Origin of the sequence: Devosia sp., from assembly GCF_024707125.1 — a bacterium.
Lineage (GTDB): Bacteria > Pseudomonadota > Alphaproteobacteria > Rhizobiales > Devosiaceae > Devosia.
Window position 1 is genome coordinate 316,291 of record NZ_JANQAH010000003.1, and the last position, 25,985, is coordinate 342,275.

General features: G+C 62.8%; 25 protein-coding genes and 1 tRNA gene. 10 read left to right on the top strand and 16 right to left on the bottom strand.

Going from position 1 to position 25,985, the window contains the following annotated elements:
* Together NVV77_RS02510 and NVV77_RS02515 are read left to right on the top strand one after the other, a co-directional pair.
* Entirely contained in the window at nt 1–1,596 is a 1,596-nt protein-coding gene (locus tag NVV77_RS02510) for a GMC family oxidoreductase (RefSeq protein WP_295410398.1), read from the top strand.
* Between the two features lie 18 nt (nt 1,597–1,614).
* The gene (locus NVV77_RS02515; RefSeq protein WP_295410400.1) at nt 1,615–2,553 is read left to right on the top strand and encodes an AraC family transcriptional regulator; all 939 of its coding nucleotides are present in this window, start codon (nt 1,615–1,617) and stop codon (nt 2,551–2,553) included.
* A gap of 11 nt (nt 2,554–2,564) precedes the next feature.
* Here the strand turns inward: NVV77_RS02515 and NVV77_RS02520 are convergent, their stop codons facing one another.
* From NVV77_RS02520 to NVV77_RS02530, 3 genes are read right to left on the bottom strand one after another with little or no spacing between them, the layout of a single operon-like run.
* Nucleotides 2,565–2,954 carry a nuclear transport factor 2 family protein gene (locus NVV77_RS02520; protein WP_295410402.1) on the bottom strand — a complete coding sequence of 130 codons (390 nt, stop codon included), beginning with the start codon at nt 2,952–2,954 and terminating at the stop codon, nt 2,565–2,567.
* Nucleotides 2,955–2,966: 12 nt separating this feature from the next.
* The gene (locus tag NVV77_RS02525) at nt 2,967–3,755 is read right to left on the bottom strand and encodes a MoaF C-terminal domain-containing protein (protein WP_295410404.1); all 789 of its coding nucleotides are present in this window, start codon (nt 3,753–3,755) and stop codon (nt 2,967–2,969) included.
* A gap of 20 nt (nt 3,756–3,775) precedes the next feature.
* On the bottom strand, nt 3,776–4,564 hold the full coding sequence (locus NVV77_RS02530; protein WP_295410406.1) for an SDR family NAD(P)-dependent oxidoreductase: 789 nt from the start codon (nt 4,562–4,564) through the stop codon (nt 3,776–3,778).
* 186 nt (nt 4,565–4,750) lie between these two features.
* Here NVV77_RS02530 and NVV77_RS02535 point away from each other — a divergent pair, with 186 nt between their 5' ends.
* Nucleotides 4,751–6,151, top strand: a complete 1,401-nt coding sequence (locus NVV77_RS02535) for an amidohydrolase family protein (RefSeq protein WP_295410409.1) — start codon at nt 4,751–4,753, stop codon at nt 6,149–6,151.
* 33 nt (nt 6,152–6,184) lie between these two features.
* Here NVV77_RS02535 and NVV77_RS02540 read toward each other — a convergent pair whose 3' ends face one another.
* The 8 genes from NVV77_RS02540 to NVV77_RS02575 form a co-directional block, all read right to left on the bottom strand.
* Nucleotides 6,185–7,180 carry a class I SAM-dependent methyltransferase gene (locus NVV77_RS02540; RefSeq protein WP_295410411.1) on the bottom strand — a complete coding sequence of 332 codons (996 nt, stop codon included), beginning with the start codon at nt 7,178–7,180 and terminating at the stop codon, nt 6,185–6,187.
* Between the two features lie 57 nt (nt 7,181–7,237).
* Nucleotides 7,238–7,966, bottom strand: coding sequence for an alpha/beta fold hydrolase (locus NVV77_RS02545; protein ID WP_295410413.1), 729 nt, complete (start codon nt 7,964–7,966; stop codon nt 7,238–7,240).
* Nucleotides 7,967–7,988: 22 nt separating this feature from the next.
* Entirely contained in the window at nt 7,989–8,597 is a 609-nt protein-coding gene (locus tag NVV77_RS02550) for a TetR/AcrR family transcriptional regulator (RefSeq protein WP_295410415.1), read from the bottom strand.
* A gap of 27 nt (nt 8,598–8,624) precedes the next feature.
* On the bottom strand, nt 8,625–9,467 hold the full coding sequence (locus tag NVV77_RS02555; RefSeq protein WP_295410417.1) for an ABC transporter ATP-binding protein: 843 nt from the start codon (nt 9,465–9,467) through the stop codon (nt 8,625–8,627).
* A gap of 12 nt (nt 9,468–9,479) precedes the next feature.
* The gene (locus tag NVV77_RS02560; RefSeq protein WP_295410419.1) at nt 9,480–11,273 is read right to left on the bottom strand and encodes a dipeptide/oligopeptide/nickel ABC transporter permease/ATP-binding protein; all 1,794 of its coding nucleotides are present in this window, start codon (nt 11,271–11,273) and stop codon (nt 9,480–9,482) included.
* Nucleotides 11,270–12,211, bottom strand: coding sequence for an ABC transporter permease (locus NVV77_RS02565; RefSeq protein ID WP_295410421.1), 942 nt, complete (start codon nt 12,209–12,211; stop codon nt 11,270–11,272). Before NVV77_RS02565 ends, NVV77_RS02560 begins: the two co-directional genes overlap by 4 nt.
* Nucleotides 12,212–12,273: 62 nt before the next feature.
* Nucleotides 12,274–13,779, bottom strand: a complete 1,506-nt coding sequence (locus NVV77_RS02570; RefSeq protein WP_295410423.1) for an ABC transporter substrate-binding protein — start codon at nt 13,777–13,779, stop codon at nt 12,274–12,276.
* Between the two features lie 131 nt (nt 13,780–13,910).
* Nucleotides 13,911–14,873 (bottom strand): aldo/keto reductase, encoded by a 963-nt coding sequence (locus NVV77_RS02575; RefSeq protein WP_295410425.1) that lies wholly within the window; start codon nt 14,871–14,873, stop codon nt 13,911–13,913.
* 114 nt (nt 14,874–14,987) lie between these two features.
* Between NVV77_RS02575 and NVV77_RS02580 the strand changes: the two genes are divergently transcribed.
* The 5 genes from NVV77_RS02580 to NVV77_RS02600 are packed head-to-tail and all read left to right on the top strand — an operon-like array spanning nt 14,988 to nt 18,850.
* The gene (locus NVV77_RS02580) at nt 14,988–15,722 is read left to right on the top strand and encodes an SDR family NAD(P)-dependent oxidoreductase (RefSeq protein WP_295410427.1); all 735 of its coding nucleotides are present in this window, start codon (nt 14,988–14,990) and stop codon (nt 15,720–15,722) included.
* A gap of 20 nt (nt 15,723–15,742) precedes the next feature.
* Entirely contained in the window at nt 15,743–16,210 is a 468-nt protein-coding gene (locus tag NVV77_RS02585) for an alcohol dehydrogenase catalytic domain-containing protein (RefSeq protein ID WP_295410429.1), read from the top strand.
* Nucleotides 16,189–16,848: a zinc-binding dehydrogenase gene (locus NVV77_RS02590; RefSeq protein ID WP_295410431.1), complete on the top strand. Its 660-nt coding sequence runs from the start codon at nt 16,189–16,191 to the stop codon at nt 16,846–16,848. The genes NVV77_RS02585 and NVV77_RS02590 overlap by 22 nt, the downstream gene beginning before the upstream one ends.
* A 17-nt stretch (nt 16,849–16,865) precedes the next feature.
* Nucleotides 16,866–17,831, top strand: coding sequence for an aldo/keto reductase (locus NVV77_RS02595; RefSeq protein ID WP_295410433.1), 966 nt, complete (start codon nt 16,866–16,868; stop codon nt 17,829–17,831).
* Nucleotides 17,832–17,845: 14 nt separating this feature from the next.
* Nucleotides 17,846–18,850 carry an alpha/beta hydrolase fold domain-containing protein gene (locus NVV77_RS02600; RefSeq protein WP_295410435.1) on the top strand — a complete coding sequence of 335 codons (1,005 nt, stop codon included), beginning with the start codon at nt 17,846–17,848 and terminating at the stop codon, nt 18,848–18,850.
* Between the two features lie 376 nt (nt 18,851–19,226).
* Here NVV77_RS02600 and NVV77_RS02605 read toward each other — a convergent pair.
* A tRNA-Ser gene (locus NVV77_RS02605) sits at nt 19,227–19,316 on the bottom strand.
* Between the two features lie 196 nt (nt 19,317–19,512).
* Here NVV77_RS02605 and NVV77_RS02610 point away from each other — a divergent pair.
* Nucleotides 19,513–20,073, top strand: a complete 561-nt coding sequence (locus NVV77_RS02610) for a DUF2147 domain-containing protein (protein WP_295410439.1) — start codon at nt 19,513–19,515, stop codon at nt 20,071–20,073.
* Between the two features lie 41 nt (nt 20,074–20,114).
* On the opposite strand, the gene NVV77_RS02615 is transcribed toward NVV77_RS02610, so the two are convergent.
* Nucleotides 20,115–20,819: a glutathione S-transferase N-terminal domain-containing protein gene (locus NVV77_RS02615; RefSeq protein WP_295410441.1), complete on the bottom strand. Its 705-nt coding sequence runs from the start codon at nt 20,817–20,819 to the stop codon at nt 20,115–20,117.
* A gap of 593 nt (nt 20,820–21,412) precedes the next feature.
* Nucleotides 21,413–21,853, bottom strand: coding sequence for a glyoxalase superfamily protein (locus NVV77_RS02620; RefSeq protein WP_295410443.1), 441 nt, complete (start codon nt 21,851–21,853; stop codon nt 21,413–21,415).
* A 281-nt stretch (nt 21,854–22,134) separates the two neighbouring features.
* Between NVV77_RS02620 and NVV77_RS02625 the strand changes: the two genes are divergently transcribed.
* Nucleotides 22,135–22,908 carry a sulfite exporter TauE/SafE family protein gene (locus NVV77_RS02625; RefSeq protein WP_295410446.1) on the top strand — a complete coding sequence of 258 codons (774 nt, stop codon included), beginning with the start codon at nt 22,135–22,137 and terminating at the stop codon, nt 22,906–22,908.
* Between the two features lie 642 nt (nt 22,909–23,550).
* Here NVV77_RS02625 and NVV77_RS02630 read toward each other — a convergent pair.
* Nucleotides 23,551–23,808, bottom strand: coding sequence for a hypothetical protein (locus tag NVV77_RS02630; RefSeq protein ID WP_295410448.1), 258 nt, complete (start codon nt 23,806–23,808; stop codon nt 23,551–23,553).
* Nucleotides 23,808–25,901 (bottom strand): molybdopterin-dependent oxidoreductase, encoded by a 2,094-nt coding sequence (locus NVV77_RS02635; RefSeq protein WP_295410450.1) that lies wholly within the window; start codon nt 25,899–25,901, stop codon nt 23,808–23,810. Before NVV77_RS02635 ends, NVV77_RS02630 begins: the two co-directional genes overlap by 1 nt.
* Nucleotides 25,902–25,985 lie beyond the last annotated feature (84 nt).

The following is a 25,985-nucleotide window of genomic DNA, read 5'->3' on the forward strand; positions in this document are numbered from 1 at the left end:
ATGGCGCAGTTTGACTATATCATCGTCGGTGGCGGATCGGCCGGCTGCGTGCTGGCCAATAGGCTTTCGGAAAACCCGGCGCATAGCGTCCTGCTGATTGAATCGGGCAAGCGCGACAGCGATCCTTGGATTCACATTCCGGCGACATTCTTCAAGGTTATCGGCAAGGGTGAAGCCATTCACCCCTATGCCTCGGAATCCGAACCGGGCCTCAATGGCAGGCCCAGCATCGTGCCGCAGGGCAATGTGCTGGGCGGCGGCAGTTCGGTGAATGCGATGATCTATATTCGCGGTCATCGCAACGACTATGACCATTGGGCCGAACTGGGCTGCAAGGGCTGGTCCTATGATGATGTGCTGCCTGCGTTCAAATCGCTGGAGAATAACGAAACTCTCGACGGCCCCTTCCACGGGCGCAAAGGCAGCCTCTTCGTCTCAAATCCGCGCCACCGCCATCCGCTGAGCCAGGCATTTGTTACCGCCGCCACCGAAACGGGCATTCCCGCCAATGCCGATTTCAACGGCGAAAGCCAGACCGGCGCCGGCTTTTATCAAAGCACCACGCATAATGGACGTCGCTGGAGTTCGGCCCAGGCTTTTCTGCGCGAGGCGGAACAGCGGAAAAACCTGACCATTCTTACCGAAACAAAGGTGCAGCGCATTATCATCGCCGACAAGCGCGCCGTGGCGGTCGAATTGCAGGATGGCACAAGGTACGAAGCGCGGCGCGAAATTGCCCTGACCGCGGGCGCTATAGCCACGCCGCGCATTCTGCAGCTTTCGGGCATCGGCAATGGGGCGGAACTCTCGGCCCTCGGCATTGCTGTGGCGGCCGATCTGCCCGGCGTGGGTGAGAACTATCAGGATCATATGGAAGTGCCCGTACAGGGCGAGACACGCGATCCAGTCTCTATCCTTGGCCATGATAAGGGCATTACCGCTGCCCTGCACATGCTCAACTACCTGGTGCGCCGCCAGGGTCTTCTCACCTCCAACGTCGTGGAATGCGGCGGCTTCGTCGATACATCGGGCACCGGCCAGCCGGATGTGCAGTTTCACGTCCTGCCGACGCTGATCGGCTTTGTCGATCGCGAGCCCGAGCCCGGCCACGGCCTCTCGATCAATCCCTGCTTCCTGCGCCCGCGCTCGCGCGGCACGATCAAGCTGCGTTCGGCCGACCCGCATGAAAAGCCGCTGTTCAATGCCAATGCGCTCTCGGACCCGGCGGATGTCGAAACGCTGGTGCGCGGGGTAAACCTCAGCATTCGCATTCTCGAAGCGCCGGCCCTCAAGAACATTCTGAAACGTCGCGTGCTGCCCAAGCCGGGCGTCGAAAGCGATCCGCAGGCACTGCGCGACTATATCAGGCAAACGGCCAAAACCGTGTTCCATCCCTCGGGAACCGCCCGCATGGGCGCCAGGGAGGACCGCATGGCCGTGGTGGGACCGGACCTCAAGGTTCATGGCATCGAGGGCCTGCGCGTCTGCGACGCCTCGGTCATGCCCACCCTGGTTTCGGGCAATACCAATGCGCCGGTGATGATGATCGCGGCGCGGGCCGCCGCCTTCATGACCGGCAAGGCCATCGCGCGCTGACCACGGAGGGAAACAATCTTGGCCGAAATCCTGCTCGAGCGTGGCACCGGCCGGGATTTCGGTCGGGTTGCCCAAAACCTCTTCGGCAATGTTCGCCTCGATTTTCTGGGCGGCAATGAGGATGATAGTGACCTGACCTCAGTGCGCTTGGGCGAGTGCCGGTTATCCCGGCTCTCGGCCGGCGCGCATCTGGTTTTTGGAGAGGATGTGGTGCGCCATTCCTATGACCCGGATGCGGTCAAGCTGATCATTCAGTCGCGCGGCCTCTCCGAAATCGTGCAGGGCGGAAAGAAGGCTCGCATCAGCCGCGATGCTGCGATCATCTATGATCCGACGCGGCCCTATATGCTCGCCAATCCCGAACCGGTGGAATTGCTGCTGCTGCAAATCCCCCGCGCCGCCCTGCCCGCCGAAACTGTCGCGGGCCTCGACCAACCGCGCACCGCCGGCCCGAGCCAGCTCGGGCTGCAAGCCGTGCTGCTTTCCCTGATGCGCTCGACCTTTGACGAGGTCGAGCGGCTCGATGCTGTCGCCCGCGCCAGCATAGGCCAGACCATGACTGGCCTCGTGCGCACAATGCTTGAGGCCGATCCCATGACCGAGGAGAATGACACGACGGGCCTCGATCTGCTGCGCCGCCGCGTCGAAGCCTATTTCCGGGCTAATCTGGAGCGCAGCGATCTCTCCATTGCGGACGTCGCCCGCCGCATGGGCTGCACGCCGCGCTATGTGTTTCGCGCCTTTGCTGCCGAGGCCACGACGCCTTCGGACTATCTCTGGAACCTGCGGCTCGAAGCGGCGCATCAGCGCCTGCTCTCGGGCCAATATGCCGGCCAATCCATTTCGGAAATTGCCTTCGGCGTCGGCTTTTCCTCCAGCGCGCATTTTTCCCGCGCCTTTCGCAGCCGCTACGATATGGCCCCCCGCGACCTCCGCCGTCAGGCGGAAGGTCGCTGAAGGTTTTGGCATTAGCGCATCGCTTCGGCGATGCGCAGCGTATCGGTGAACTGCTCGAAACGCCTGAGCAGGCCACCGCTGGCGCCCCAGACATGGACGACGCGGGCATTGAAGGTCTTGCCGGTGCCCTTGTGCTTGGCCGTATAGGTGCCGATAGCCACGGCATCGTCGCCGGCATCAAGCAGGCGTTCGAGCGTGAAGGTGTAGCCATCGAATTGCTGGCCAAGCACCTCGAAGACATTCTTGAAGATTTCGTCCTTGCCGACATAGGTGCCAGCGCAGGGGAAACCGTCCATTTCCGTCCAGCGGCAATCGGGCGCTATATCGGCCAGCATGCCGTCGAGGTCATGACGCAGATTGGCGTCGTAATGGGCTCTGACGAGTTCGTAGGTGCTGCGCATCACTGAAAATCCTTAGACCGGGTCCTGGCCCGGCAGGTAGAAGGTGGTTGAAGCCTTGCGGATAAAGGCGCCGGCCGGGCTGTTCTGAATGCGGCCATCCCCGGTAATGCCCAGGAACTTGCCGGTCGAACGCATGTCCTTAAAATTGTAGAAGAAGGTCGAAGCCACCGCTATCTTGAACTCGCGGAAGGTGAAGACATATTGGTCTTCGTCGAACTTGTAGGTCGTGGTCAGATCGACATCGCCATGGCCGCGCTGCACACCCACAAGGCACTGCCAGCAATAGCGCTGCGAGGAGAGGTAGGTGTGCTCGTAGACATGGTTGGGGCTATAGGTGAAATGCGCGCGTAGACCGATGAGGTCGCGCGTTTCGGCGGGCACTGGCCCAGTCGGAGGCACCGAAATATCGCCGACGATGCCGGCGCGAAACACCTGCGCCACCTGCGGTTCGCCCACCGACACGTCCTTGTCGCGCACGACGGAATAGATCGAAAGCGCGCGGCGGGAGACGGTGTTGATGACAATGGTTTCCGCCTCGGTGGGGCGGGAGGCGAAGATGATCTCGACAAAGTAGGTGCTTGGAGCGACCTCAACGACCTCGCATGCGTCCTCGGCACTCGCGCCGCCATCCGACCAGATCACCTTGCCCTTGGCAAAGCCGAGAGTGAGCACGCGCCCATCCTCGAAGGTCACTGTGTGGCTGGCGCCAGCCAGCGCGTCGCTTGCCGGCAACCGATTGGTGTCGATGCCATAGGCGAACTGATCGTAGGTTTTCCAATCCTTGGGGTTTTCGACCGCCATAAAAGTCTCCTCCAGTTTCTCTATTGAACGAAGGCGAGCGTGGGCAGATCGACGGTGCCTGCACCGCCATCCACAGTCACCACCGCGCCATTGACCATTGCCGCCTCGCCCGAGGCGAGGAAGCACACCACATTGGACACATCCTCGGCATCGGCCGGGCGGCCGAGCGGCACGTCCTTGGTCACGAGGGCATAGGCCTCTTCGATGCTGGCAAGGCCGCGCATCTTGGCGAGAGCAGCCATCTGGTCGTCGGCCATGGCCGTGGTGACCCAGCCGGGGCAGACCGTATTGGTGCGTACGCCAAAGCGGCCATAATCGCGGGCGAGAGACTTTGCGAGGCCGATACAGCCATGCTTCATGGTGACGTAGCCGGCAGCATCGGGCCCGGCGAAAAGTCCGGCAATCGAGGCCAGAACGACGATATTGCCCTTGCGCTCGATAAGAGCGGGCAAGGATTCTCGCGCGCTGACAAAAGCAGTGTTGAGGTTGAGCTGAACCGCCAAGGCCCAGGTTTCGTCGCTCATGGAAATGGTTGGGCCCACGCCATGGCCGCCGGCATTGGCGATGAGAGTATCGAGCCCGCCGAACTGTTCGACAACACCCGATACCGCCGCCTTCATGCTGGCGCCATCGGAGGCATCGGCGACGAAGACTGCGGCGCCGATTTCATCGGCCACGGCTTGCAGGGGTTCGCGGCGGCGGCCGACCAGGGCGACATTGCCACCCTCGCTCCTGATCCGCCGCGCCACGGCGGCGCCGATGCCCGTGCCCCCGCCCGTTATCAACGCCGTCTTACCTGCGAAACGCATGAGACCCTCCCTGGTTATGCAAAAGGTGGCCGCAAACGGCTCGCCTGTCTCGCCTGGGAGCGAATTGAAACTTGACTGAAAGCGAACTCACCCCGCCTTCGCGCCAGCTTTTGGCAATGCTCCCTATCCCTGCCGAATTTTTTCTTCTACATTGGTGGAATATAGAGCACGATTCAGGATTTGACCATGACCACCGCCCCGCAAGCGACACGCAGCGCTCCCTTCGGGGGGCCCGCCGACCTGATCCTGCGCGGCGGTCCGGTCATCACGCTCGATGCTGCCAATACCGTGGTGGAAGCCCTGGCGATCCGGAGTGGCGAGATCATTGCGGTCGGCAGTGCGGCGGATATTTCGGCGCTCAAGGGGCCGATGACGCAGGTGATCGAGCTCGACGGGCGGGCCGTCCTACCGGGGATCAACGATGCGCATCTGCATGGCAGCTGGCTGGGCGCGCGCTGGCCGAGCCTGTTCTTCGGCGGCGGCGATAGCGGGCATGATGGCCGCCTGCTGAATAACGCCGACGAGCGCCGCGCCGCCCTGCGAAAAACCTGGGCGCTGCTCGCCGCCCACGGCATTACCAGCTATACCGAGCCGGGCATCGGGCCGGGTGAGGACCAGGGTGAAACCGGCTGTTTTGGCACCGCCATGCTCGACACCTATGTCGAACTGGCCGGCACGGAAGCGCAGACGGCGCGGGTGACCATGCTGCGGCTTTTCGGTTTCCTCGATGGCGCCAGTACTTTTGCCGATATGCGCGCGGGTCTGGCCGTCCCCGCCCCGAGCACCGACCCGCGCTGGCTTGCCATTCCCGGCGTAAAAATTTTCGCCGATGGCATTCCGCCCATGCACAGCGCCTGGACCCGCACGGCCTATCCCAAGGGCGGCTATGGCGGGCTGATGACCGGCACGGGCGACGAAGCCGAGCGCCTCGCTGAATTCACCGCCATGGTGGAACTGGCCCATGGCATGGATTTGCAGATTGGCGTCCACGCAACGGGCGACAGGACCATTGAGGAATTTGTTGGCATCATCGAAAAGCTTGGCGGCGCGGGCGAACGGCGGCACTATCTGATCCATGTCGATCTGGTCTCGGGCGAGCAATTGCGCCGCATGACCGCAGCCGGCATTGGCCTGGCGTTGCAACCGCTGATTGCCGACCACACTGCCGATTGGCTCGCCGGGGCGGTGAGCGCCGAAGCGGCCGCATCAGCCTGGCCGATCCATCTGATGCTCGAAGACGGTCTGCGCGCCGTGTTGAGTTCGGATGCGCCGATTGCGAGCTTTGACTGGCGCCGCATCATTGCCTCGGCCGCAGGCCTGCTCGAACAGCGCGGCGTGGCTGTGGATCCCGCACAACTCACCCGCCTCTTGCGCATGTATACGAGCATTCCGGCCGAACAGGATGGTGCGGAAGGCTGGAAGGGTACGCTGGAACCGGGAAAGGTCGGCGATCTCTGCGTGCTGAGCGCCGATCCCTATTCTGTCGGCGCGGCCAATTTGCCGGAGATCGATGTCGATCTAACGATTGTGGGTGGGATTGTGGTCTTCGACCGTTCACACGCGACGGCCGAAAGCATTATTGCCTGAAAAAGCGCGGGGCCTTTGGGGCCCCGCTTTCTGTCAGATTGCTTCGGCGAGCAGCACGCGTGGGCTGCCGGGCAGAGCCACGGTTTCGAGCGGACGCCAGCCGGCTTCCACCAGCCAGGAGCGAACCTCGGCCTCGGGGAACACCACGGTGCCATCAATCACCAGATATTCGGCGGCATGGAGCGCATCGATTGGGCGCTGTTCAGCATTGTCATCGAGGTAGAAATCGAGCACGGCAAGACGCGCGCCTGGTACTGCCGCAGCACGCGCATGGCGGAAGATGGCGCGGTTCTGTTCCACGGTGAAGCGATGGACGACGTGGTTGACGAAAACCAGGTCGAAGTCACCTTTCGGTTCCGCCGTTTCGGTGGCCGCGCCGATCAGCTCGACACGGTCGATCAGACCGGCATCCGTCACCGCCTGACGCACGGATTCGATGAAATCGGGCGCATAGACGAAGGTGGTGCGCAGGTTGGGATTGGCTTCCATGGCCCGCATGGCGAAATTGGGCGCGAGGCCGCCAAGATCGAGCGCTTTCCGATAGGCGGAAAAGTCCAGCGCGCCGACAAACATGTCGGCATGGAGCTTGTTATAGGTCATGACGCCGGCCATGAAGGTCGCCCAACGCGCCTCGGTCATGCCCAGATCACCCGGCTGGTCGGTATCGACCGTTTTGGGAAATTGCAGCCAGTGCGGATAGCTGATCTCAGCCAGGAAAGTCAGAAAGGGCGCGAGATCGAGCTGGCCTTTCCCGCCGGTGAGATAGGCGGCGGCACTAGGCGTCAGTGAATAAGAGCCGTCGCGGCGGGTCAGCAGGCCAAGGCCGGCCATGGCATCGGCCAGGATGCGCGCCATGCGCTCGCTGACGCCGGTGGTTTTGGCGAGATCAGTAACCTTGCGTTCGCCTTCGGCAAGGGCGGCGAAAAGGCCGATGCGGCTGGCAGCGAACAATTGCTGTGCGCCCATATAGCCGGTGGCAATATCGAGAATACGGCTGGGATCGGCAGTGGCCGGGGTGGAAACAGACATAGGAGCCCCTCTCTGGCTAGGCAGTCTTGAAGAAAAAATTCGGGCGGAAAAAGGCCTTCAGAGGAAGGCCAGGGCCTCGCGGCGGAACGCCTCGGAGGCGAGCGCGCCCATGTGGTCGCCGGGCACGCGCAGGGTGCGCGATCTGGGAATAAAAGGTTCGAGCGTATCGACGGCACCGGCCATGGGATCTTCGGTGCCGGCAAGGAAAAGCACGTTTTTGGCGGGTGCTTCCCGCTGGGGATCAAAAGCCTCGGCGGCAAGGCCTTCGGCAAGATTGAGCAGCGAATGCGGATCAGGCGCGCGTGCGACCATGCCAGCGACAAAGCCCGTCAGCGGATCGGTTGGGGCAATGCCCTCATCCACGAAGCGGCGAGCCGCTGGGAAATCGAGGGCAGCAAAGGGTTCATTGGGAGCAAGACCGCCGAGCACGAGTTTTCCCACGAGATCGCCGCTCTGCGCGGCCAGCGACCAGGCGAGGCGAGCGCCCAGCGAATAGCCGATGACATCAACGGGACCGCCGGCTTCCGCCAGAATATCGGCCAGGGCGGCGACGATGCGGGAGGGACGCGCTGCCTCGGCATTTTCGACCCGAGCACTGGCGCCATGGCCGGGCAGATCGACCACGATCACATCGCGTCCGGCAACCAGCAGCGGCTCGACCCAGGCGGCTGCAGGCCAGTCGGCCGCGCCATTCGACATGAAGCCATGGAGGAGCAAAACCGGCGCATGCTTTGGCGCGGGGCTGCGAAAGTGCTGGACGGCCAGAAAATTTGCTTGTGCGGTCAAGGTCGGTCTCTTCTCAAAAATGCTAGGTCGGACTGATGACGCGCCGGATGATGTCATCGACATAGGCGCCATAGACGGCGATGTGCTGCCCGTCGGGATGCATCAGGTTGACGACGTTGGCGCCGATGACCACGGAGCGGATTTCGAGCGCATAGCGGGTCAGATCGGCCTGGCTCAGGGCAGGCAGATCGCCGCGCGCGTCGCGCAGCATGCGCGTGATCAGCTCGCCCCAATTGGCAAAGAACTGGCGGTAGAGTTCGGCAAGTTCGCCATTGGACGCGGCATGTTCCCACAGCACCAGCAGCACGCGGCCGGCATTGATCTCGCGCTCTTCCGAGGGCAGCCAGGTGTCGATGGCTTCACGCAGATACGCGACCGGATCGCGGTCGGGGGGCGGCGCTTCTTCATCGAGCAATTGCCTGGGATCGATCTCGGCCAGAACACTCTGGAAGGTTGCGGCGATGATGCTTTCCTTGCCCGGAAAATAGTGCTTGAGCGCGCCATTGGCGAAGCCCGCCTCGGTGGCGAGGCTGCGCATGGTGGCCGCCTCAAAACCGCCTTGCAGGATGAGACGCTTGGCGACCTCGATGATGTCGCGGCGGCGTTGGTCGTGATCGATGATTTTTGGCATGAAGTTCTTTCGAGGCTCGGTTGGCGCTCACTGCCCCGCGGGAAGGACGCGGTCGGCCTCCCGCAGCGCCAGCCAGGCGGCGCGACGCCGGGCCTGCGCCTGAGGATTGGCGACGGGCGAAGCGAGAAGCAGCCGGGCGCTATAGGGGTGGGCCGGCGCGCGCGTCACCTGTTCCCCTTCCCCGAACTCGACAATCTCGCCCCGCTGCATGACGGCGACGCGATGGCAGATGCGGCGCACGACCCCAAGATCGTGCGAAACAAACAGATACGACACGCCGATGTCGCGCTGCAACTCGATGAACAGATCGATCACCGCCGCCTGGGTGGTCAGGTCAAGCGCGCTGACCGGTTCGTCGCAGACGATGAGTTTTGGCCGCCGCACCAGGGCGCGCGCAATGGCGAGACGCTGGCGCTGGCCGCCCGAAAATTCGCTGGGGTAGCGGTCGATGGCGCTGGCCGGCAGACGCACGCGCTCGATCATTTCGGCAACTGCCGAACGCGCCATGCGCCGGGATTGTCCGGCAGCTTCAAGCGGCTCGGAAAGGATGTCGCCGACATTCATCATCGGATCGAGAGAACCATAGGGGTCCTGAAAGACGACCTGAATGCTGCTGGCAAGGCGCCGCCGAGCTGCGCCGCGGGCGTGGGTGATGTCCTCGCCCTCGAAGAAGATGCGCCCGTGCCGCACCGGAGCGAGGCCCAGAATGGCTTTGCCGAGGGTCGATTTGCCCGAACCGCTTTCGCCGACGACGCCGACGCATTCGCCGACACCGACGTCGAGCGACACCTCATGCAGCACACGGAAGCTGCGCTTTGGGTCACCGTACTCGACCACGAGATTTTCGACGGAGAGGATGGGGTTGGCCATGATCCAGAACTCCTAGGCAGTCGCAGCCGTCTGCGCGGCATGGACTGCGTCCAGTTCGCGGCGGCCCTTGGTGTCATCGAGCGAAGCGGCGATCAGTTCGCGTGTGTAGTTCTGCTCGGGGGCAGCGAAAACAGTCTCCACCGCGCTTGCCTCGACGATTGCCCCATCGCGCATAACGATCACGCGGTCGCAAATGTCAGCAACGACGCCGAAATTATGAGTTACCAGCACCAGGGCCATACCGAGTTCGGCCTGCAATTCGCGCAGGAGTTCCAGCACCTCGGCCTGCACGGTCACATCAAGTGCCGTGGTCGGCTCGTCGGCGACCAGCACCGAGGGACGCCCGGCGATCGCTCCGGCTATCAGCACGCGCTGCGCCATGCCGCCGGAAATCTGGTGCGGATAGGATTTCATCACCCGGTCGATGTCCACAATGCCGACGCGGTTCAGCACGGCGCGAGCAATTGCATCGGCTTCGGCGCGCGACTTTTTGTGAACGGTGCGCAGCGGCTGGGTGAGCTGGAAACCGATGGTATAGGAGGGGTCGAGATTGGACATCGGCTCCTGCGGAATATAGCCGATCTCGGTGCCCAGCATGCCGGCCCGCTCGCGCGGCGACATGGTGTGCACGGCCTGCCCGCCGATCCACATGCCGTCTACGCTGCTCGAACCGCCCGTCGGCAGCAGGTCGAGGATCGAGAACACGGTCTGCGATTTGCCCGAGCCGGATTCCCCGACAATGCCCAGAACCTCGCCCGGCGCGATGTCGAAGGAAATGCCGTGGACGACCTCGACGGCACCATCACCGGCGGCGTAGCGCACGCGCAGATTGTCGACGCGCACGGCGGCAGCTTCCGGGGCATAGGCAAAGCTACCGGTGACCACGTCTGCGGGAGCGGCATTAGTGACCTGGCCGCTACTACGAGCGCTTGGAGCATCGGTTCTGATGCGTACGACATCGGCCAAGGTTGAGCCAGCAACCGCGAGGGCGGCAATGGTGATGCCGAGCACTGCCGAAGGCCAGAGCAGTAACAATGGGGTCGACAGCATATGCCGGAAACCCTCGTTCATCATGGCACCCCAGGCGGGCACACTGGCCGCGCCAATGCCGAGGAATTGCAAGCCGGCCTGAATGCCCATGGCAATGCCTGTGGCAAGTGCCGTCTGGATGATGATGGGCGCGCCTATGCCGGGCAGGATATGCCGCAGGATGATGCGCGGATGGGTGAGCCCAGCGACGCGGGCGGCGTCGATAAACGGCTCATTGCGAATGGCAAGGGTCGTCGAGCGCGCAATACGGAAATAGCCGGGCGCAAGGAAGGCGCCCACTGTCGCCATGATCAGCACGAAGTTCGAGCGCGTTCCGGCGGCGACGACGAGCAGGATGATCATGCCGGGCACGGCCTGCAGGGCATCGCTTACCCAGGAGGAGAGGCGGTCGAAAAACCCGCCAAAATAGCCCGCGGCAATGCCGGCCGGTGCGCCGATAATGAGGGCCGTGATGATGGTCACGAGAGCCCCGAGCAGGGTCGTGCGGGCGCCCCAGATGAGGCGGCTCAACATGTCGCGACCAGTGGCATCGCCCCCCAGCCAATGCTCCGCGCTGGGCGGCACCTTGGCGCTAGCAAGATCGACAAAATTGGGATCGTGCGGGGCAAGCCAGGGCGCAAAGACTGCGATGGCAATGACCGCGATGACGACCGAAAGCGAGACGACGCCGGCCGGTGCGCTGAGGAAACGCGAGAGAATGGAACGCCGGCGCGGCGCGCTGGGAGCAAGATCGGACATGACGGAAAGGGAACTCATCGCACGCGCACCTTGGGATTGATCCAACCCAGGGCGATGTCGAGCAGGAAATTGACGATGACGACGAAGATGACCGACACAACGGTAATGCCAAGCAGGATGGGAATATCGCCATTCTGCGAGGAGGCATTGGTCAATTGACCGATGCCGGGAAGGCTGAAAATGGCTTCGACCACGATGGCACCGCTCAAAAGGCCCACGAACATGACGGCGAGCACGGTCAAAGCCGCAGGCGAGGCATTGCGCAGGATGTGAAGGGTCACCCGACCGCGCGACAGCCCACGGCTGCGCAGGGTGCGGACAAAATCCTGCTTGTTGACGGCGATCACCTCATTGCGGAGCTGCTCGGCGACCACGACTATGGCGCCCAGCGCCAGCGAAAAGGCCGGCAGGGTGATCGAGCGCAGCCAGCCGCCAAGCGACTGGGCCGGCGGCACATAGCCGACCGCAGGAAACCATTTGAGCTGGATGGCGAACCAGACAACCAGCACCAGACTGATCCAGAAGCCTGGCAGCGCGAAGAGCACGACCGACACGGTCTTGATGATGCGATCGAAAAGGCTGTTGGGACGCAGGCCGGCGATAAGGCCGAAGGCGGTGCCGACCACAGCGGTGATCAGGGTGGCAAAGGTGACCACAGACAGCGTCACCGGTAGCTTTATGGCGATCTGCTTGTTGACCGACTGGAAATTGCGCCAGGAGACGCCGAAGTCACCCACAAGGGCGCCACGGAACCAATCCCAGAATTGCACCATGAGCGGACGGTCGAGCCCGATCTTTGCGGCCAGCGCCGCGCGCTGGGCCGGCGTTGCCGTTGTTCCCAAAAGACCCGCCGTGGGGTCGCTGATCGCGGCACGGGCGAGGAAAAACGTTCCGATGGACACGGCGAGCAGCAGGACAATACCGGCAACAAGCCGCTTCACGATGAAGCCGATCACGACGTTTCCTCCAAAGGCAGTTCAGGGGTGGCGGCCGGGCCGAAGTCCGGCCGCCGGCTTCGTCACTGCGTCGGTTGGATCGAACGCAGGGTCGGGAACATCATGCCTATGACCGGGGTCACGGCAATTTCGGGGACCGAGTAGTAGGTGTTGTCGGCCTGATACCAGACGGACCACCAGGCCAATTCGGTGAGCTTCTGATTGGCGGCGGCAATCTTGGCGACCTGTTCGTCGCCGACCGCAGCGAGGGCGTCATCGACCAGAGCCTTGAGCTCGGGAACGTCAGCGAATTGCGGGGCAGGATTGTACCACTGCTGGGTAGAGACCTGCCGGGCCAGGGTCGCAACCGGATCATTGTCCATGGCGATAAGGGCGACGAACATGGGATAGTTCGGGGCGTTGACCTGATAATCCATCATCTGCATGTCGTCCCAAGTGACGCGGATACCCAGTTCGCCAAAAGTCTGGTCGACCACTGGCTGCCAGAGCGCGAAAATGGGCGACATGGGCATGCTCACGTCAAAGCCATCGGCATAGCCGGCTTCGGCGAGCAGTTCCTTGGCCTTGTCGAGATTGAAGGCGTAGAGGGCGTTGAGCGCGGGATCATTGCCGCTCTGCCCGGCCGGAAACACCTGATTGGTAACCTGACCAGCGCCGGCGCCGAGCGAATTGAGGATGGCAGCGCCATCGAAGGCATAGTTGAGCGCCTGGCGCACGCGGACATCGCCGAGTGGGGCCAGCGTCGTCCCCATGTGATCGACAATTTGCAGCCCTACCCAGGCCGAAACGCCCGAGGTGATGTTCCAACCCATCTGCTTGGCCTGCTCGAGGTTGAGCGGATCGGCAAAATTGACATTGATCTGGCCCGACAACATGGCGTTGTGACGCGCGGTCTGGTCAATGATCGGGAAGATGGCGATATTCTGGAAGGGATAGGTGGCGCTATCCCAGTGTTCGGCAACCTTGGTGAAGTGATATTCCGAGCCGGCAACGCTCATGCCCTCATCGAGGAGATAGGGCCCGGAACCGACCGGCGCCGTCACCAGCGTGCCGGCCTCGATGGTTGCGGGCGAAGCCATGTAGCTGCGACCCAGACCCATGAGATAGAGCATGGTGTCGTCGCGCTCGCTGAGGGCGATCTCGATGGTATCGGCATCGACAGCGGTGATGCTGGTGACGTTGAGATAGGCTTCGCCAGACCGGGCACCAGCCTTGAGATGATTGAGATTGGCCACTGCCGCGTCGGCGTCGAAAGCCACGCCATCGCTAAAGGTGACGCCAGTACGCAGATCCATGGTCAGTGTGAGAAGATCGTCCGAATAGGTCCAGGCAGTTGCCAGCACCGGGATCGGCTTGCCGGCGGCATCGAGCGCCACCAGCGGATCATAGACCGCCGACAGATAGGGCCCGTCGAAACCGATATCGGCCAGGCTCGGGTCCCAGGAGGTAATGTCGAGGAAATTGCCGATGTTGAGATCGGTCGGCGCATCCTGCGCTACAACCCAGGAGCCGGTGCCCAGCGTGGCGACTACAAAGGAAAGGGCGGCTAGTGCCCTGAATTGGTTCATCGTTCTCTCCCTTTTGCTGCCAGAGGCCCCTCGCCTCCCAGCATGCCGAACCACGGTTCGATTGGGTCTATCCGTGGTTTATTCTACATACGTTGACAAGAAGCACAAGGCGGCTTCCCCCAGCGATTTTGCTACCAAACGCCATCCGAACGGACGTGCTGATCGAGCCAGAGATCGGCCAGAGCGGGCCTGATCCGGTCCCCAGCGCGGTTCAGCAGCGCGATGGCGCCGAGATTGTCTTCGAGCTGTTCCAGGCGCGATGCGCCGAACAGCACATTGGTGACGTTTGGATTGGCGAGGCAGAAGGCGAGCGCCAATTGCACGGGGCTGGCTTCAAACTCGTCGGCTATGTCCTTGAGCTTTGGCGCGGCCGCATAAATGCGCTCGCGAATGGCGCCGACATCGGCCCCGATCTTGCGAGCGGGCACGCCGCGCCCGGCGAGAATACCGCCTTCGAGGCAATCGGAAGCCTGCAGGCCCAAAGTGCCATCGGCAAAGAGCGCACCATATTCCGCCCCCTCGGCCATGGAGCGGCGCACGACGCTATATTTCAACTGCGCAAAGCTTGGGCCCACGAGGCCGGCCTTGTCGGCAAAATCCAGCGCCTGCCGCGTATGTACAAAATGCCAATTGTTGATGCCCCAGCCGTCAACGAGCCCAGCGGCGATCAATTCATTGACCCCCGCCACCACCGGCTCCATGTCGGGCGTGCCGAAATAGTCGCCGACCACCAGCGTGTCGAAACGGTCAAGACCCGCCCGTTCGAGGCTGGTCTCGATCTGCTGGCGGAAATTGAGTTTCGGATATTCCCAGAGCCAGAGCTTGCCGCAGACCTGAAAATCCCGCCGCGCGACGCCGGCGGCGCGAATTGCCGCGCCGAAGAGAATGTCGGTGCGCGAGTGCTCCTCGTGCGGCCCCATATTATAATAGGCCACATCGAAGAAGGCGGCCCCGACTTCGACTGCCCTCTGCACCATGGTCACGGCATCGTCGGGGCTCATCCGATTCCAGGTGTTCCACGATCCCAGCGCAAAGGCCGGAACCAGCGGTCCGTTCTTTCCGAGCCGGCGCTTGGGCACATCGATTCCTGGCATGCAATCCCCCCTTTTTTCCGTGTTACCGGATAGTGGACTTATTTTCTACACACGTATAATAAACATGTTAAGGGTCATTTGGCGACCCCAAAAATCAACGAGGGGGAAGAGGACATGTCAGTCCCAAGAAACATCGTCGTCACCGGGGCGGCGCAGGGCCTGGGCAAGGGCATTGCCGAAGCTTTTGCCGCGCTTGGAGACAAGGTTGTGGTCATTGATCGCGACGGCGAGGGAGCCTCGCGGACGGCCGCCGCGCTTGGTGGCGAGGCCGTGTCGCTCGACATTTCCGATGCCGCCGCAGTGGAAGGTGCCGTGGCCGGGATCGTGGCGCGACATGGCAGAATCGACGTCCTCGTCAACAATGCCGGTGTGGTCGGCGGCGGCGGCACGGTTGTCGATCTCGATATTGCTCTCTTGGACCTCACCTATCAGGTCAATGTGCGCGGCACCTGGTTGATGAGCCAGGCCGTAGGCAAGCGCATGATCGCTGCGGGCAAAGGCACGATCGTTAATGTCTCATCCATTGGCGGTCGCCAGCCGACGCCGGGCATGGGACATTATGAATGCACCAAGGCCGCCGTCGATGCGATCACCCGCTCGACAGCCATCGAAATGGCATCCCATGGCATTCGCGCCAATGCAGTTGCGCCCGGCCCGGTGATCACGCCGCTGACCGCGGGCTTTGCCGCACATCCCGAAGCGCGCGCCGCCTGGGAAAAGCGTATTCCGCTCGCCACCATTGCCGAGGTCGAACAGATCGCACCGGCCGTGGTGTTTCTGGCGAGCGACGCCGCGTCGCACATTACCGGCGTCAGCCTCGCCATCGATGGCGGGCAATTGCTGGCCTGATCGTTTCTGGAGGAGAGAAGATGATCCCGACCTCGACCCGCGCCGCCGTGCTGACCGGGCATGGCAAGCCGCTTGAATTGACCACCCTGCCCCTGCCGGAAAAGCTCGATCCCGGCGCGGCCCTGGTGCGCATCGTCTGCGCCACGCTATGCGGCACCGATATAGAAATCTGGGAAGGCAAGATGAGCTTTCCGCGCATGCTGCCCATGGTGCTCGGCCATGAAATGGTGGGCGAAATTATCGCCCTGGGGGGCACACCCATGATGCTCTCGGCACCGAACTCAAGCTCGGCGACCGCATCGGCTGGTCGGAATCGACCTGCGGGGAATGCTATGGCTGCGTCATCCTGCGCGAGCCGGTCGCCTGCGAAAAGCGCGGCTATGGCTTCCTGCAGCGCTCCGACACTTTTCCCTTTTCCACCGCCGGCCTTGCTGAATTCAGCTATGTCGCACCCGGCTCGGCCAAATTGCGCATCCCCGACAATGTGAAGGACACCTGGGCCTCCATGGCCGGCTGCGCCGCCAAAACCGTGCTGCGCGCCGTGGACCGGGCAGGCGGCATCAAGGTCGGCTCCAAGGTCGTCATCCAGGGTTCCGGCGCGCTCGGCATTTTTGCGACTGCCGCAGCAAAACTCTCGGGCGCCGCCGAGGTCATCACCGTTGGCTCACCTGCCCCACGCCTCGATATGGCCAAGCGTTTCGGTGCGGATCATGTGGTCGATATAGCCATGGGTTCGGAGGCCGTGGTCGCAAAAGTGCTCGAACTGACCGGCGGCCGGGGGGCTGACTATGTCTTCGATTTTGCCGGAGCCAAATCGGTCGGCAAGGAGGCGGTCGGCATGGCCGCCCAGCGCGGCAAGGTGGTGGTGGTCGGCTCGACCGCCCGCGACGACTATCCCCTGCCTTTGGGCATGCTGATGGGCAAGGAGCTGACCGTGCTCGGCTCGCTCAATGGCGATATTGCCGACTACGCCCGTGCCATAGAGTTCTTCAAGGCCTTCGCCGGTGCCATGCCCTGGGACGAGCTTTTTGCCGCTCCCGTCGGTCTCTCGGAAGCCTCCGCCTGCGTCGATGCCATGTGCAAGCACCACATGATCAAAGCCGTCATCGATCCCCGCCTCGCCTGAATTTTGGGAATTTTAACATGAACGCAATCGTCCCCCACCAGGCGCTTGGCGATACCGGCCTCAGCCTGCCGCTCCTCTCCATGGGCTCCTGGCACATTTATGACCGCATGGATTTCGGCCTCGCCGTCCGCATGATCCGGCAGGCCGTCGATGCCGGCATCAACATGTTCGACGTCGGCGTCTATGGCACACCCGACACCCAGCCGCCGCCTCTGACCGATATTCTGTTCTCGGCCATCGTCCGCGCTGCCGGAATGCAACGGCATGACTATCTGTTGTCGGAAAAACTCTGGCTCGAAGGCTTTGACCCCGACAAGGGTTTCAGGCCGCAGCTCGAAAATGCCCTCTTCCGCGTCGGCGCCGACCATGCCGACATGGCGGTCCTGGGCGACCTGCGACGCGACGATCTGGAATTGCGCGATCTCGTTCTCTCGCTCGCCGAACTCAAAAAGGCCGGCCTTATCCGGACCTGGGGCGTCAACAACTGGTCGGCGACCAATATCGCCGCGCTCATCGATATCGCCCGCGCCGAGGGCGTCGATGCCCCGGTCATGGCGCAGCTCAAATATTCGGTTTCGCGCCGCTCGATTCCCGATGGTTCGCCCTTCGCCAAACTGTTCGCCCAGGGTTTCAAGATGCAGGCCTCCGACGTGATGGAGGGCGGCGTGCTGGTCAAACCGACGCCGCTCGAACGCGAAGTGGGACGCGACCCAGGCAATATCCGCGAGAAAATCGTGGCATCGGTTCCGACCCTCGCAAAAATTGCCGCCGATTTCGGGGCCACCCCGGCGCAGCTCTGCGTCGCCTTTACCCTCACCCACAAGCACAACGTCAACACGCTCTTCGGTGCGACAAAACTCACCCAGCTCGAACAAGCCATCGCGGCCATTGGACTGGTTGAGCGGATTGGCGCCGAAACCATTCGCTCCGCCGTGGAGCCGCTCTGGGCGGACCGCGATGTCGTCAATCCCGAAGGCCCCTGATCCGAGGATCCCTCATGAGCACCCCCAGCTCGCGTCCTGTTCCCTATGCCCGCGAAATGCTCGCAACCCTGGCGCAGATCGCCCCACAGGATGCCCCCGAAATGACTGCCGAGGGCCTTGTGGCCGAACGCGCGGCCATGGACCAATGGTTCCCGTCCTTCGAGGCGGCCATCGGCGACCATCCCATCGACTTCGCTGAATATGCCGTGCCCGGCCCTCAGGGCGCACCCGACGTCATTGTCTCGGTACTCTCGCCCCGCGGCCTCAAGGAACGGATCGCTGCTGGCGCCGCCCCCGTTGGGGCTATGTACAATATCCATGGCGGCGGGATGATGGTGGGCAATCGCCGCATGGACGTGCCGCGGCTTGTCGATCTCGTCCTCGAATTCGGCATTGTTGCTGCCACAGTCGAGTATCGGCTGGCCCCTGAACATCCCGATCCCGCGCCCGTCGAAGACTGCCACACGGGTCTCGTCTGGATGTCGGCTTCGGCCGAAATGCTGGGGATCGATCCCAAGCGCATCGTCATCATGGGCGGCAGCGCCGGCGGCGGCCTCTCCGCGGGCGTTTCGCTCATCGCCCGCGACCGCGGCACAGTGAAACTCGCCGGACAGATGCTGCTCTGCCCGATGATCGACGACACCAACACGACGCCTTCGAGCCATCACTATCTCCGGGGCAATACGTGGACCCGGCAACGCAATCTCCTCGGCTGGCAATCACTTTTGGGCGACCGTGTCGGCACCGATGCCGTCTCCATCTATGCCGCCCCCTACCGGGCCACAGACCTCACCAATCTGCCTCCCGCCTTCATCGAGGCAGGCAGCGCCGAAATGTTCCGGGACGAAAATGTCGAATATGCCAACCGCATCTGGGCATCAGGCGGCACGGCCGAACTCCATATCTGGTCAGGTGGTTTCCACGGCTTTGATTTCTTCGCCCCCGAGACAGAGCTGGCGCGCGCCGCACTAGATGCACGGCGATCCTGGCTCAAACGGATTTGGGCCCAACAGGCTTGAGTAGAAGCGCGAATGGGCGAGCGCATAGCTCGCTCATTCGTGCAGCGCCCCGCCAATTCCATGCCTGCGCATCTAGTTGGCTGATATCGCGGCCTGGGCCGGCTTCGTCTACCTTGCCCAGAGTGTCTGGTGCTATTGCCGGACATCGACGACCGCCAGCGGCTGTTTCACGGCTTTATGGGGCGCATGCCGTCTGCCGATGCCACTGCCTCTGGCGGGTGATGGCAATTCCGGCACAGGTCGAAACTGGCGCAAGACTGCTCGTCTCCGTCTCCGACTCCGGAGCCGATAGGCCGGAGAGCGGAACGACACAAGCTGTAGGATACCGAAGATTCTTCGGAATCTAAACTATTGAAAACGCTTTGTTTCAGGAAAATGGCGGAGAGGAAGGGATTCGAACCCTCGAGGCCCTTCCGGACCTGCACCCTTAGCAGGGGTGTGCCTTCGACCACTCGGCCACCTCTCCAACGCGGTCGGGTCTAGCGGGAGGGGCCTTTTATGGCAAGAGGTTTTTGGGTGGGGGGCGAGATTGTCGGGCAAATCGGGGTCCGGACGGTTGTGGCTGGCCCCGTGCCGATTTGTTTGGCCTTGGCGCGGAGGCGCGGATAGGTTTCTCGGCGGCGATCAGAGACGAATCGCGGCTCAAAGCGGCTGAGGCGGACATGACGATTTGTGGCAGAGCGATGAGCCTGGTGCAGTGGACCATGGCGTGTTGGCTGGGCATTGCGGGCCTTGCGCTGGCGCAGACCGAGGCGCCGCTATATCCGTTTCCGGCTTCCCCGATTGAAGGCGTCTGGCGGGCGCAGCTTTTGTCCGAGGTTACGATCCAGGTCTGTGAACTGGGCTATTGCGGCTTTCTCACCACGATCGTGGTGCCCTCGGAAGGGCTGAGCGCCGAGGAAGCCGAGGCCGCAGCGGCCATGTCGCCGGAACAGTTTTTTGACTATCGTAACGAGGACCCCGCGCTGCGCAATCGGCCGATGCAGGACCTTCATTTGCTCACTCTGCGGCCGGGGAGCAAGCCGACGATCTTCGACGGGGAAATCTACAACCCGCAGGACGGCAAAACCTATTCGGGCTATGTGGAACTGACCGGGCCGGACACGATGCGGCTCAATGGCTGCGTGCTCTACAATGTCATCTGCCGCGGCGAAGACTGGGTGCGCGTGCCTCAGGCGGAGCTTGATGCGCGCCTGGCGGAAGAGCAAGCGACTCAACAATAGCGCGGAATACGCCCCCGAGGATAAGTCGGGGGCGCCTTGATTTAGCGGGCGCGCTGGTTGAACAGAACCTTCTGCGCTTCCTTGTCGTCGGCGAGGCTTTTGGCCTGCACGTCCTTACCCCAGTTCAGACCAGCAGCGACGGCAGGACGGGCCGCGAGCCGTTCGAGCCAGGCGTGGACGTGGGGGAATTCGTCCCTGTGGATGCCATAACGGTCCCAGGCCTGGGCCCAGCCGATAGCAGCAATGTCGGCGACCGAGTACTCACCGGCGATGTATTCCCTGCCGGCCAGCTGCTTGTTGAGAACGCCGAAGAGCCGGTGCGTTTCGTCATTGTAGCGCTTGATGGCGTAGGGAATCTTTTCGGGCGCATAGACCGAGAAGTGATTGTTCTGGCCGAGCATGGGGCCAAAGCCGCCAACCTGCCAGAAAAGCCATTCATCGACCTTGACCTGTTCGCGCGGGTCGGTCGGGTAGAGCTTGCCGAATTTCAGGCCGAGATACTTCAGAATAGCGCCGGATTCAAAGATCGAGATCGGCTCGCCGCCCGGACCTTCGGGATCGACGATGGCGGGGATCTTGTTGTTGGGCGAAATGGCCAGGAATTCAGGGGTGAACTGGTCGCCCTTGCCGATATCGATGCGATGGTAATTCCACGGCACGCCAAGCTCTTCGAGCATGATGTGTACCTTTTGCCCGTTGGGCGTGGGGAGGGAATAGGCTTCGATCGGCTTGGTCTGGGTGGTCATGAGCACCGTCCTCGTTTGGATGAAACAGGTATATCGGTGTTTTACGATGAAGAACAAGGCCGGGCGCGGAGGGCATCGGTCGTTTGGGGTTTGGGGTTCGGGGCTTGAGTGTGGGGGGTGGGTTGGGGGGTGGGGGCTTAGGGGACTAGGGGGAGACGGTGGATGTCGGAGGAGGTTGGTTAGAACGATTGTGTTGGCCTGGTTCCGGCCTTCGTTCTCTCGGGTGTCATTCTCACAAAAGCGGGCATCTCATGCCACTAGACAGAGATTCCCGCTTTCGCGGGAATGACGCTGTGGGTGGACGAAGGAGACATGGGCAGACTGGAACGGGCCGTCACCATGAAAGCGTACCCTGGGTTGATAAGCGCAATTGATGAAAAGGCCCCCTGAACCATTGGAGTACCTAGTTTAGTCGCTTAGGGAGAAGCGGGGGTAAGTTGCCTGACCAACAGGACGGCCACCGAGGTTTCGATCCCCCGTGGGGGTGCTTTGGGCTCCAATGGAGTGCCACCCGCCGGCTGTCATCCCGGCGAAGGCCGGGATCCATCTTGATATCTCAGGATGGGGTGACAACCGGGCGTGGGTGAAAGGTCCTACTCCCGCATCAGCCGCATTTGCGGCTGGCCGTTGCCACGGAGGGCGGGTGAGAGGCCGTGGATGTCGACCGTGGCGGTAACGCGCTGGCGATGGGCGGCGAACATGAAGGTCGGGGTGACGTTGACCGGTTCGTCGAACTGGATGGTCACCTTGTGGTGCTGCATGTCGGTGGACAATTGGAGGCCAATAAGAAGGCCGCGGAAAGGCTGTTCGAGATAGAAGCCTTTGACGCGCATGCCGACCTGGAAGGGCACGGCGACACGATCGGGCAAGGCCGCGCGGGCTGTGTTCCAATCGCGAAAACCGTGGGTGCGAGCGACCTCTTCGAGGGCGGCGCCATGGGTGATCGGTTGGCCGGTTTTGGCGCGCTCTTCGCGCAGGTTTTTGGCCTCGGATTTGAGGGTCTGGGCCGAAGGGGTGTCGAGAGAAAAAGACATGAAAGGTCATCTCCTGGAAGGAGGCGACTGGTCCATGGGTGCCCGCTTTGCCATGATGCGCCTCGGAGAGAACCGAAGTGTCACGTTTATGCAGCTGAGCTTCACCATGGACAGATGTCCGCGAGCGGCAGGCGCCAGCAACCGGACGCGTAAATGCGCCTCGTGGGCCGCGAAGTCAAGATCAGCCGATCAATCGGGGTGATGGCGGCGATCAGACAATTGTGTTGGGCTGCCAGCGCCGGGCGGTCTAGGAACATGTGTCTGCCTTGGGTGACCTTCCGATGACCGAAATTCTGCTGCTTCTTGCCGGCCTTCTTGGCGGCGCCGTCAATTCTCTGGCCGGTGGCGGCTCGTTCATCGTGTTCCCGGCTCTGCTCTTTGCCGGCGTGCCGCCTGTGCTTGCCAATGCGTCGAATACCTATGCGGCCCTGCCCGGCTATGTCAGCGGCGCGGCGGGCTATTGGAAATCGGTCGCGCCATACAAGGATCGGCTGGTCGTCTATGGGCTGATCGCGGCCGTGTTCGGCTATATCGGGGCGGAGCTGCTGCTGGTGGTTTCGGACGAGCAGTTTTCCAAAGTCGTGCCCTGGCTGATGGCCTTTGCGGTGCTGTCCTTCATTTTCGGCAATCGGATCAATGCGACGTTGCGGGCGCGGGGTGGCGGGCGCAGCGGAATGAAGCTGCTGGGAACAGTGCTTATCCTTTCGCTGCTGGCGGCGGTATCGGTCTATGGCGGGTTCTTCAATGCCGGGCTCGGCATTCTGCTGCTGGCGTTCCTTGCCATGGCGGGGATGAGCGACATGCATGCGATGAACGGGTTGAAACTGTTCATCTCCTCGACCATCGCGCTCGTGGCCGTGGCGCGGTTTGTCCTCAACGGCACGATTGACTGGTACCATGGCTCGATTGCGCTGGTGGGGGTGACAACCGGCGGCTATGTCGCGGCGCGGTTGGCGCGGTATATCCCAACGCAGTGGATCAGGATCGGCGTGATCGTCTATGGGATCGCTATGACGCTCTATTTCTTCTGGACGGCTTACGGCGCCCAGGGCTGAGCGCCGGACGGCGATCTTCGCCTCCGGGGATAATGGATGGACGGAACCTCGGAGCGGCTGGCGCTTCGTGGATAGTGAAATAAGAAGCGTCGCCGCTCCGAGGTGCCAATTTTTCGGACAGCCCGGAATCGCGCCCTTTGATCGCTCGTCGCAGGGGACGCCGGACCCGAACGCGCGGATGGAGACGATCCACCACGGTTGGCCCTCCCCGCTACTGTCGTCTGCAGACCGTCCGTGCGGAGTTGTGGGGGAGATTATGGGGGAAATTTCGCGGGCGGGGATAAGTTGGATAGATTTGCTGCCTCCACCTGCCACAGCGTCATCCCCGCGAAAGCGGGGATCTCTGTTTCCGGGTGGGAGATTCCCGCTTTCGCGGGAATGACGTGGTGATTGAGGGGGCGAGATGGATTGCCGGGACAAGCCCGGCAATGACGACGGCAGTGGGAGGTTGTGCGGACCGAAGCCCCCCCTCACCGACTCCGCTTCGCGGAGCCACCTCTCCCCGAGAGGGAGAGGAATAAGAGGTGACCACCGACAGAGTCACGGACGCCGACCTGTTCTTCTCCCTCTCGGGGAGAAGGTGGCGCGAAGCTCACCGAATTCGCAAATGCGAATTCGGTGAGGATGAGGGGGACAGCGACCCTAAATGAGTACGAGAACTTCAAAGCCCGAAACCTTCAACGCCTCTGCCAGCGCCCTGCCCTCGGCTCTCCACTCTTCACCCGGCAACACGCTCGCCAGAGGGTCTTCGCGATTGAACGTGGCCTGAAACACGTCGTCCCAGGCGACGAGGCGGGCCAGCAAGGCCGGTGGCATGTCGAGGTCGCTGGGATCGAGATTGTCGCCCGTTTCGTCCCAAAGGGGCCAGCATTCCCATTCGGGCGCGAGGCGGAGGCGCATCAGTTGGATTTTCGGATCCAGACGGCTGCGTCGTGGAAGGGGGCGCCACCGAAGGGCGGCGCGGGTTGGGCCGTGGTGAGCATGTTGATGCCCTGACCGCCGCGATGGGCCTTGTTGCGATGGAGGCCCTCGGCGATGAGCGTGCCGGTTGGGAGGCCATCGAAGAGGCGCGCTGTAAGCTGCACTGCGCCGCGATGGTTGCCGACCGTGACAGGCTCGCCATCGGCGATTTGCTGCGCTGATGCATCCGCGGGATGAATGAAGACGGAGGGTTCGCCTTCGCGCTTCAGGCTGCCGGGGGTCTGGTTGAACGAGGAGTTCAGGAACGCGCGGGCGGGACTGGTGGCGAGCTTGAAGGGGTGCTCGGCATCGGTCTTTTCGGTGACGTCCCAATGGTCGGCGAAGCGCGGCATGATCGAAGGGTCGCAAACCCAGCGATAGCCCTTTTTCCTGGCCACCGCGTCCCAATCAGGCTCGAAGCGGAAGCGGCCGTCGGGCCAGCCGAAGCCCTTGGCGAAGCGGGCGACGTCGTCGGGGCGCTCCTTGTCGATGAAGCCGGTTTTTTGGACTTCTTCGATGGTGGGGAGGCCCGAGCGTGCAAAGGTTTCGGCGACGACTTCGCGGTCGGTGGTGGCGAAAGTGGGGTCGTCGCTGCCGAGGCGCTGGGCCAGGGCGTTGATGACTTCGTGATTGGAGCGGGCTTCGCCGGGCGCTTCGACGACGGCGGGGCCGAAGAGAATGCGAGTGTGGCCGCCACGGGTGTAATAATCGTTGTGTTCGAGGAACATGGTGGCGGGCAGGACGATGTCCGCCAGTTCGGCCGTTTCGGTCATGAACTGCTCGTGGACGACGAGGAAGAGATCGTCGCGGAGGAAACCCTGGCGCACCAGTGTCTGGTCGGGGGCGACGCAGGCGGGATTGGTGTTTTGCACGATCATGGCGTGGACCGGGGCGCCGTTTTGCAGGGCGGCGGCATTGCCGGTGAGGATCGGGCCGACTTCGGACATGTCGAGGAGGCGCGGCGTGCCCTTTTGCAGGTGCGTGCCTTCGAGGCGCGACTTGTCGAGGCCCCAGGTGCCGGAATTGGAATGGAAGGCGCCGCCGCCGCGATGCTGCCAGGCACCCGTCATGGCGGGGATGGAAAGCGCCGCGTGCATGGCCGTGGCGCCATTGGTCTGGCGGGAGAAGCCGTAGCCGAGGCGGAAGAAGGTTTTTGGCGTTTTGCCGACGAGGTGGGCGAAGGCTTCGATTTCGGCAACGGATAGGCCGGTGATTTCGGACGCCCATTCGGGCGTGCGCGTCTGCAAATGCGCTTCGAAATCGGGCGAGAAGTCCGTGTATTTTTCCATGTAGGCGCGGTCGGCGAGGCCATCGCGCAGGAGAACGTGCATGGTCGCTGTCGCCAGGGCGCCATCGGTGCCGGGACGGAGGACGAGGCCCATGTCGGCCTGGTCCATGGTGGCCGTACGGTAGATGTCGACGACCACGATTTTCGCGCCGCGGGTTTTGCGGGCCTTCATGGCGTGGGTCATGACGTTGACCTGGGTGTGCACCGCATTGGTGCCCCAGATGACGACGCAATCGCTCTCGGCCATCTGTTCGGGGTTGACGCCGCCCAAGAGGCCGGTGCCGGCGATGTAGCCCGGCCAGGCTAGGCCGGTGCAGATGGTGTCGTATTGGTGGGAATAGCCACGGACGGCGCGTAGGCGCTCGATGCCGTCGCGATGGACGTGGCCCATGGTGCCGGCATAGAAATAGGGCCAGATGGCTTCCGGGCCGTGCTGTTCCTCAATGGCAAGGAAGCGGGTGGCGATTTCGTCGAGGGCTTCGTCCCAGGAAATGCGCTGCCACTGCCCTGCCCCCTTGGGGCCGACACGGCGCATGGGATGGGTCAGGCGCTCGGGATGGTGGATGCGCTCGGCGTAGCGGGCGACCTTTTCGCAGATGACGCCGGCCGTATAGGGATCGTCCTTGGCGCCGCGGACGCGGCCCACCTTGCCATCGGGGAGAATGTCCACATCGAGCGCACAGACCGATGGGCAGTCGTGCGGGCAGACGGAGCGGATGGTGTGGCGGGGCGTGGGGGCGTTCATGAGCGGAAATTAAAGGAGCCCGCCGCCCGCGACAATCGCATTGTGCTTATGAGTGGAATAAGGGGCGCTGATGCGCCCCTTTTC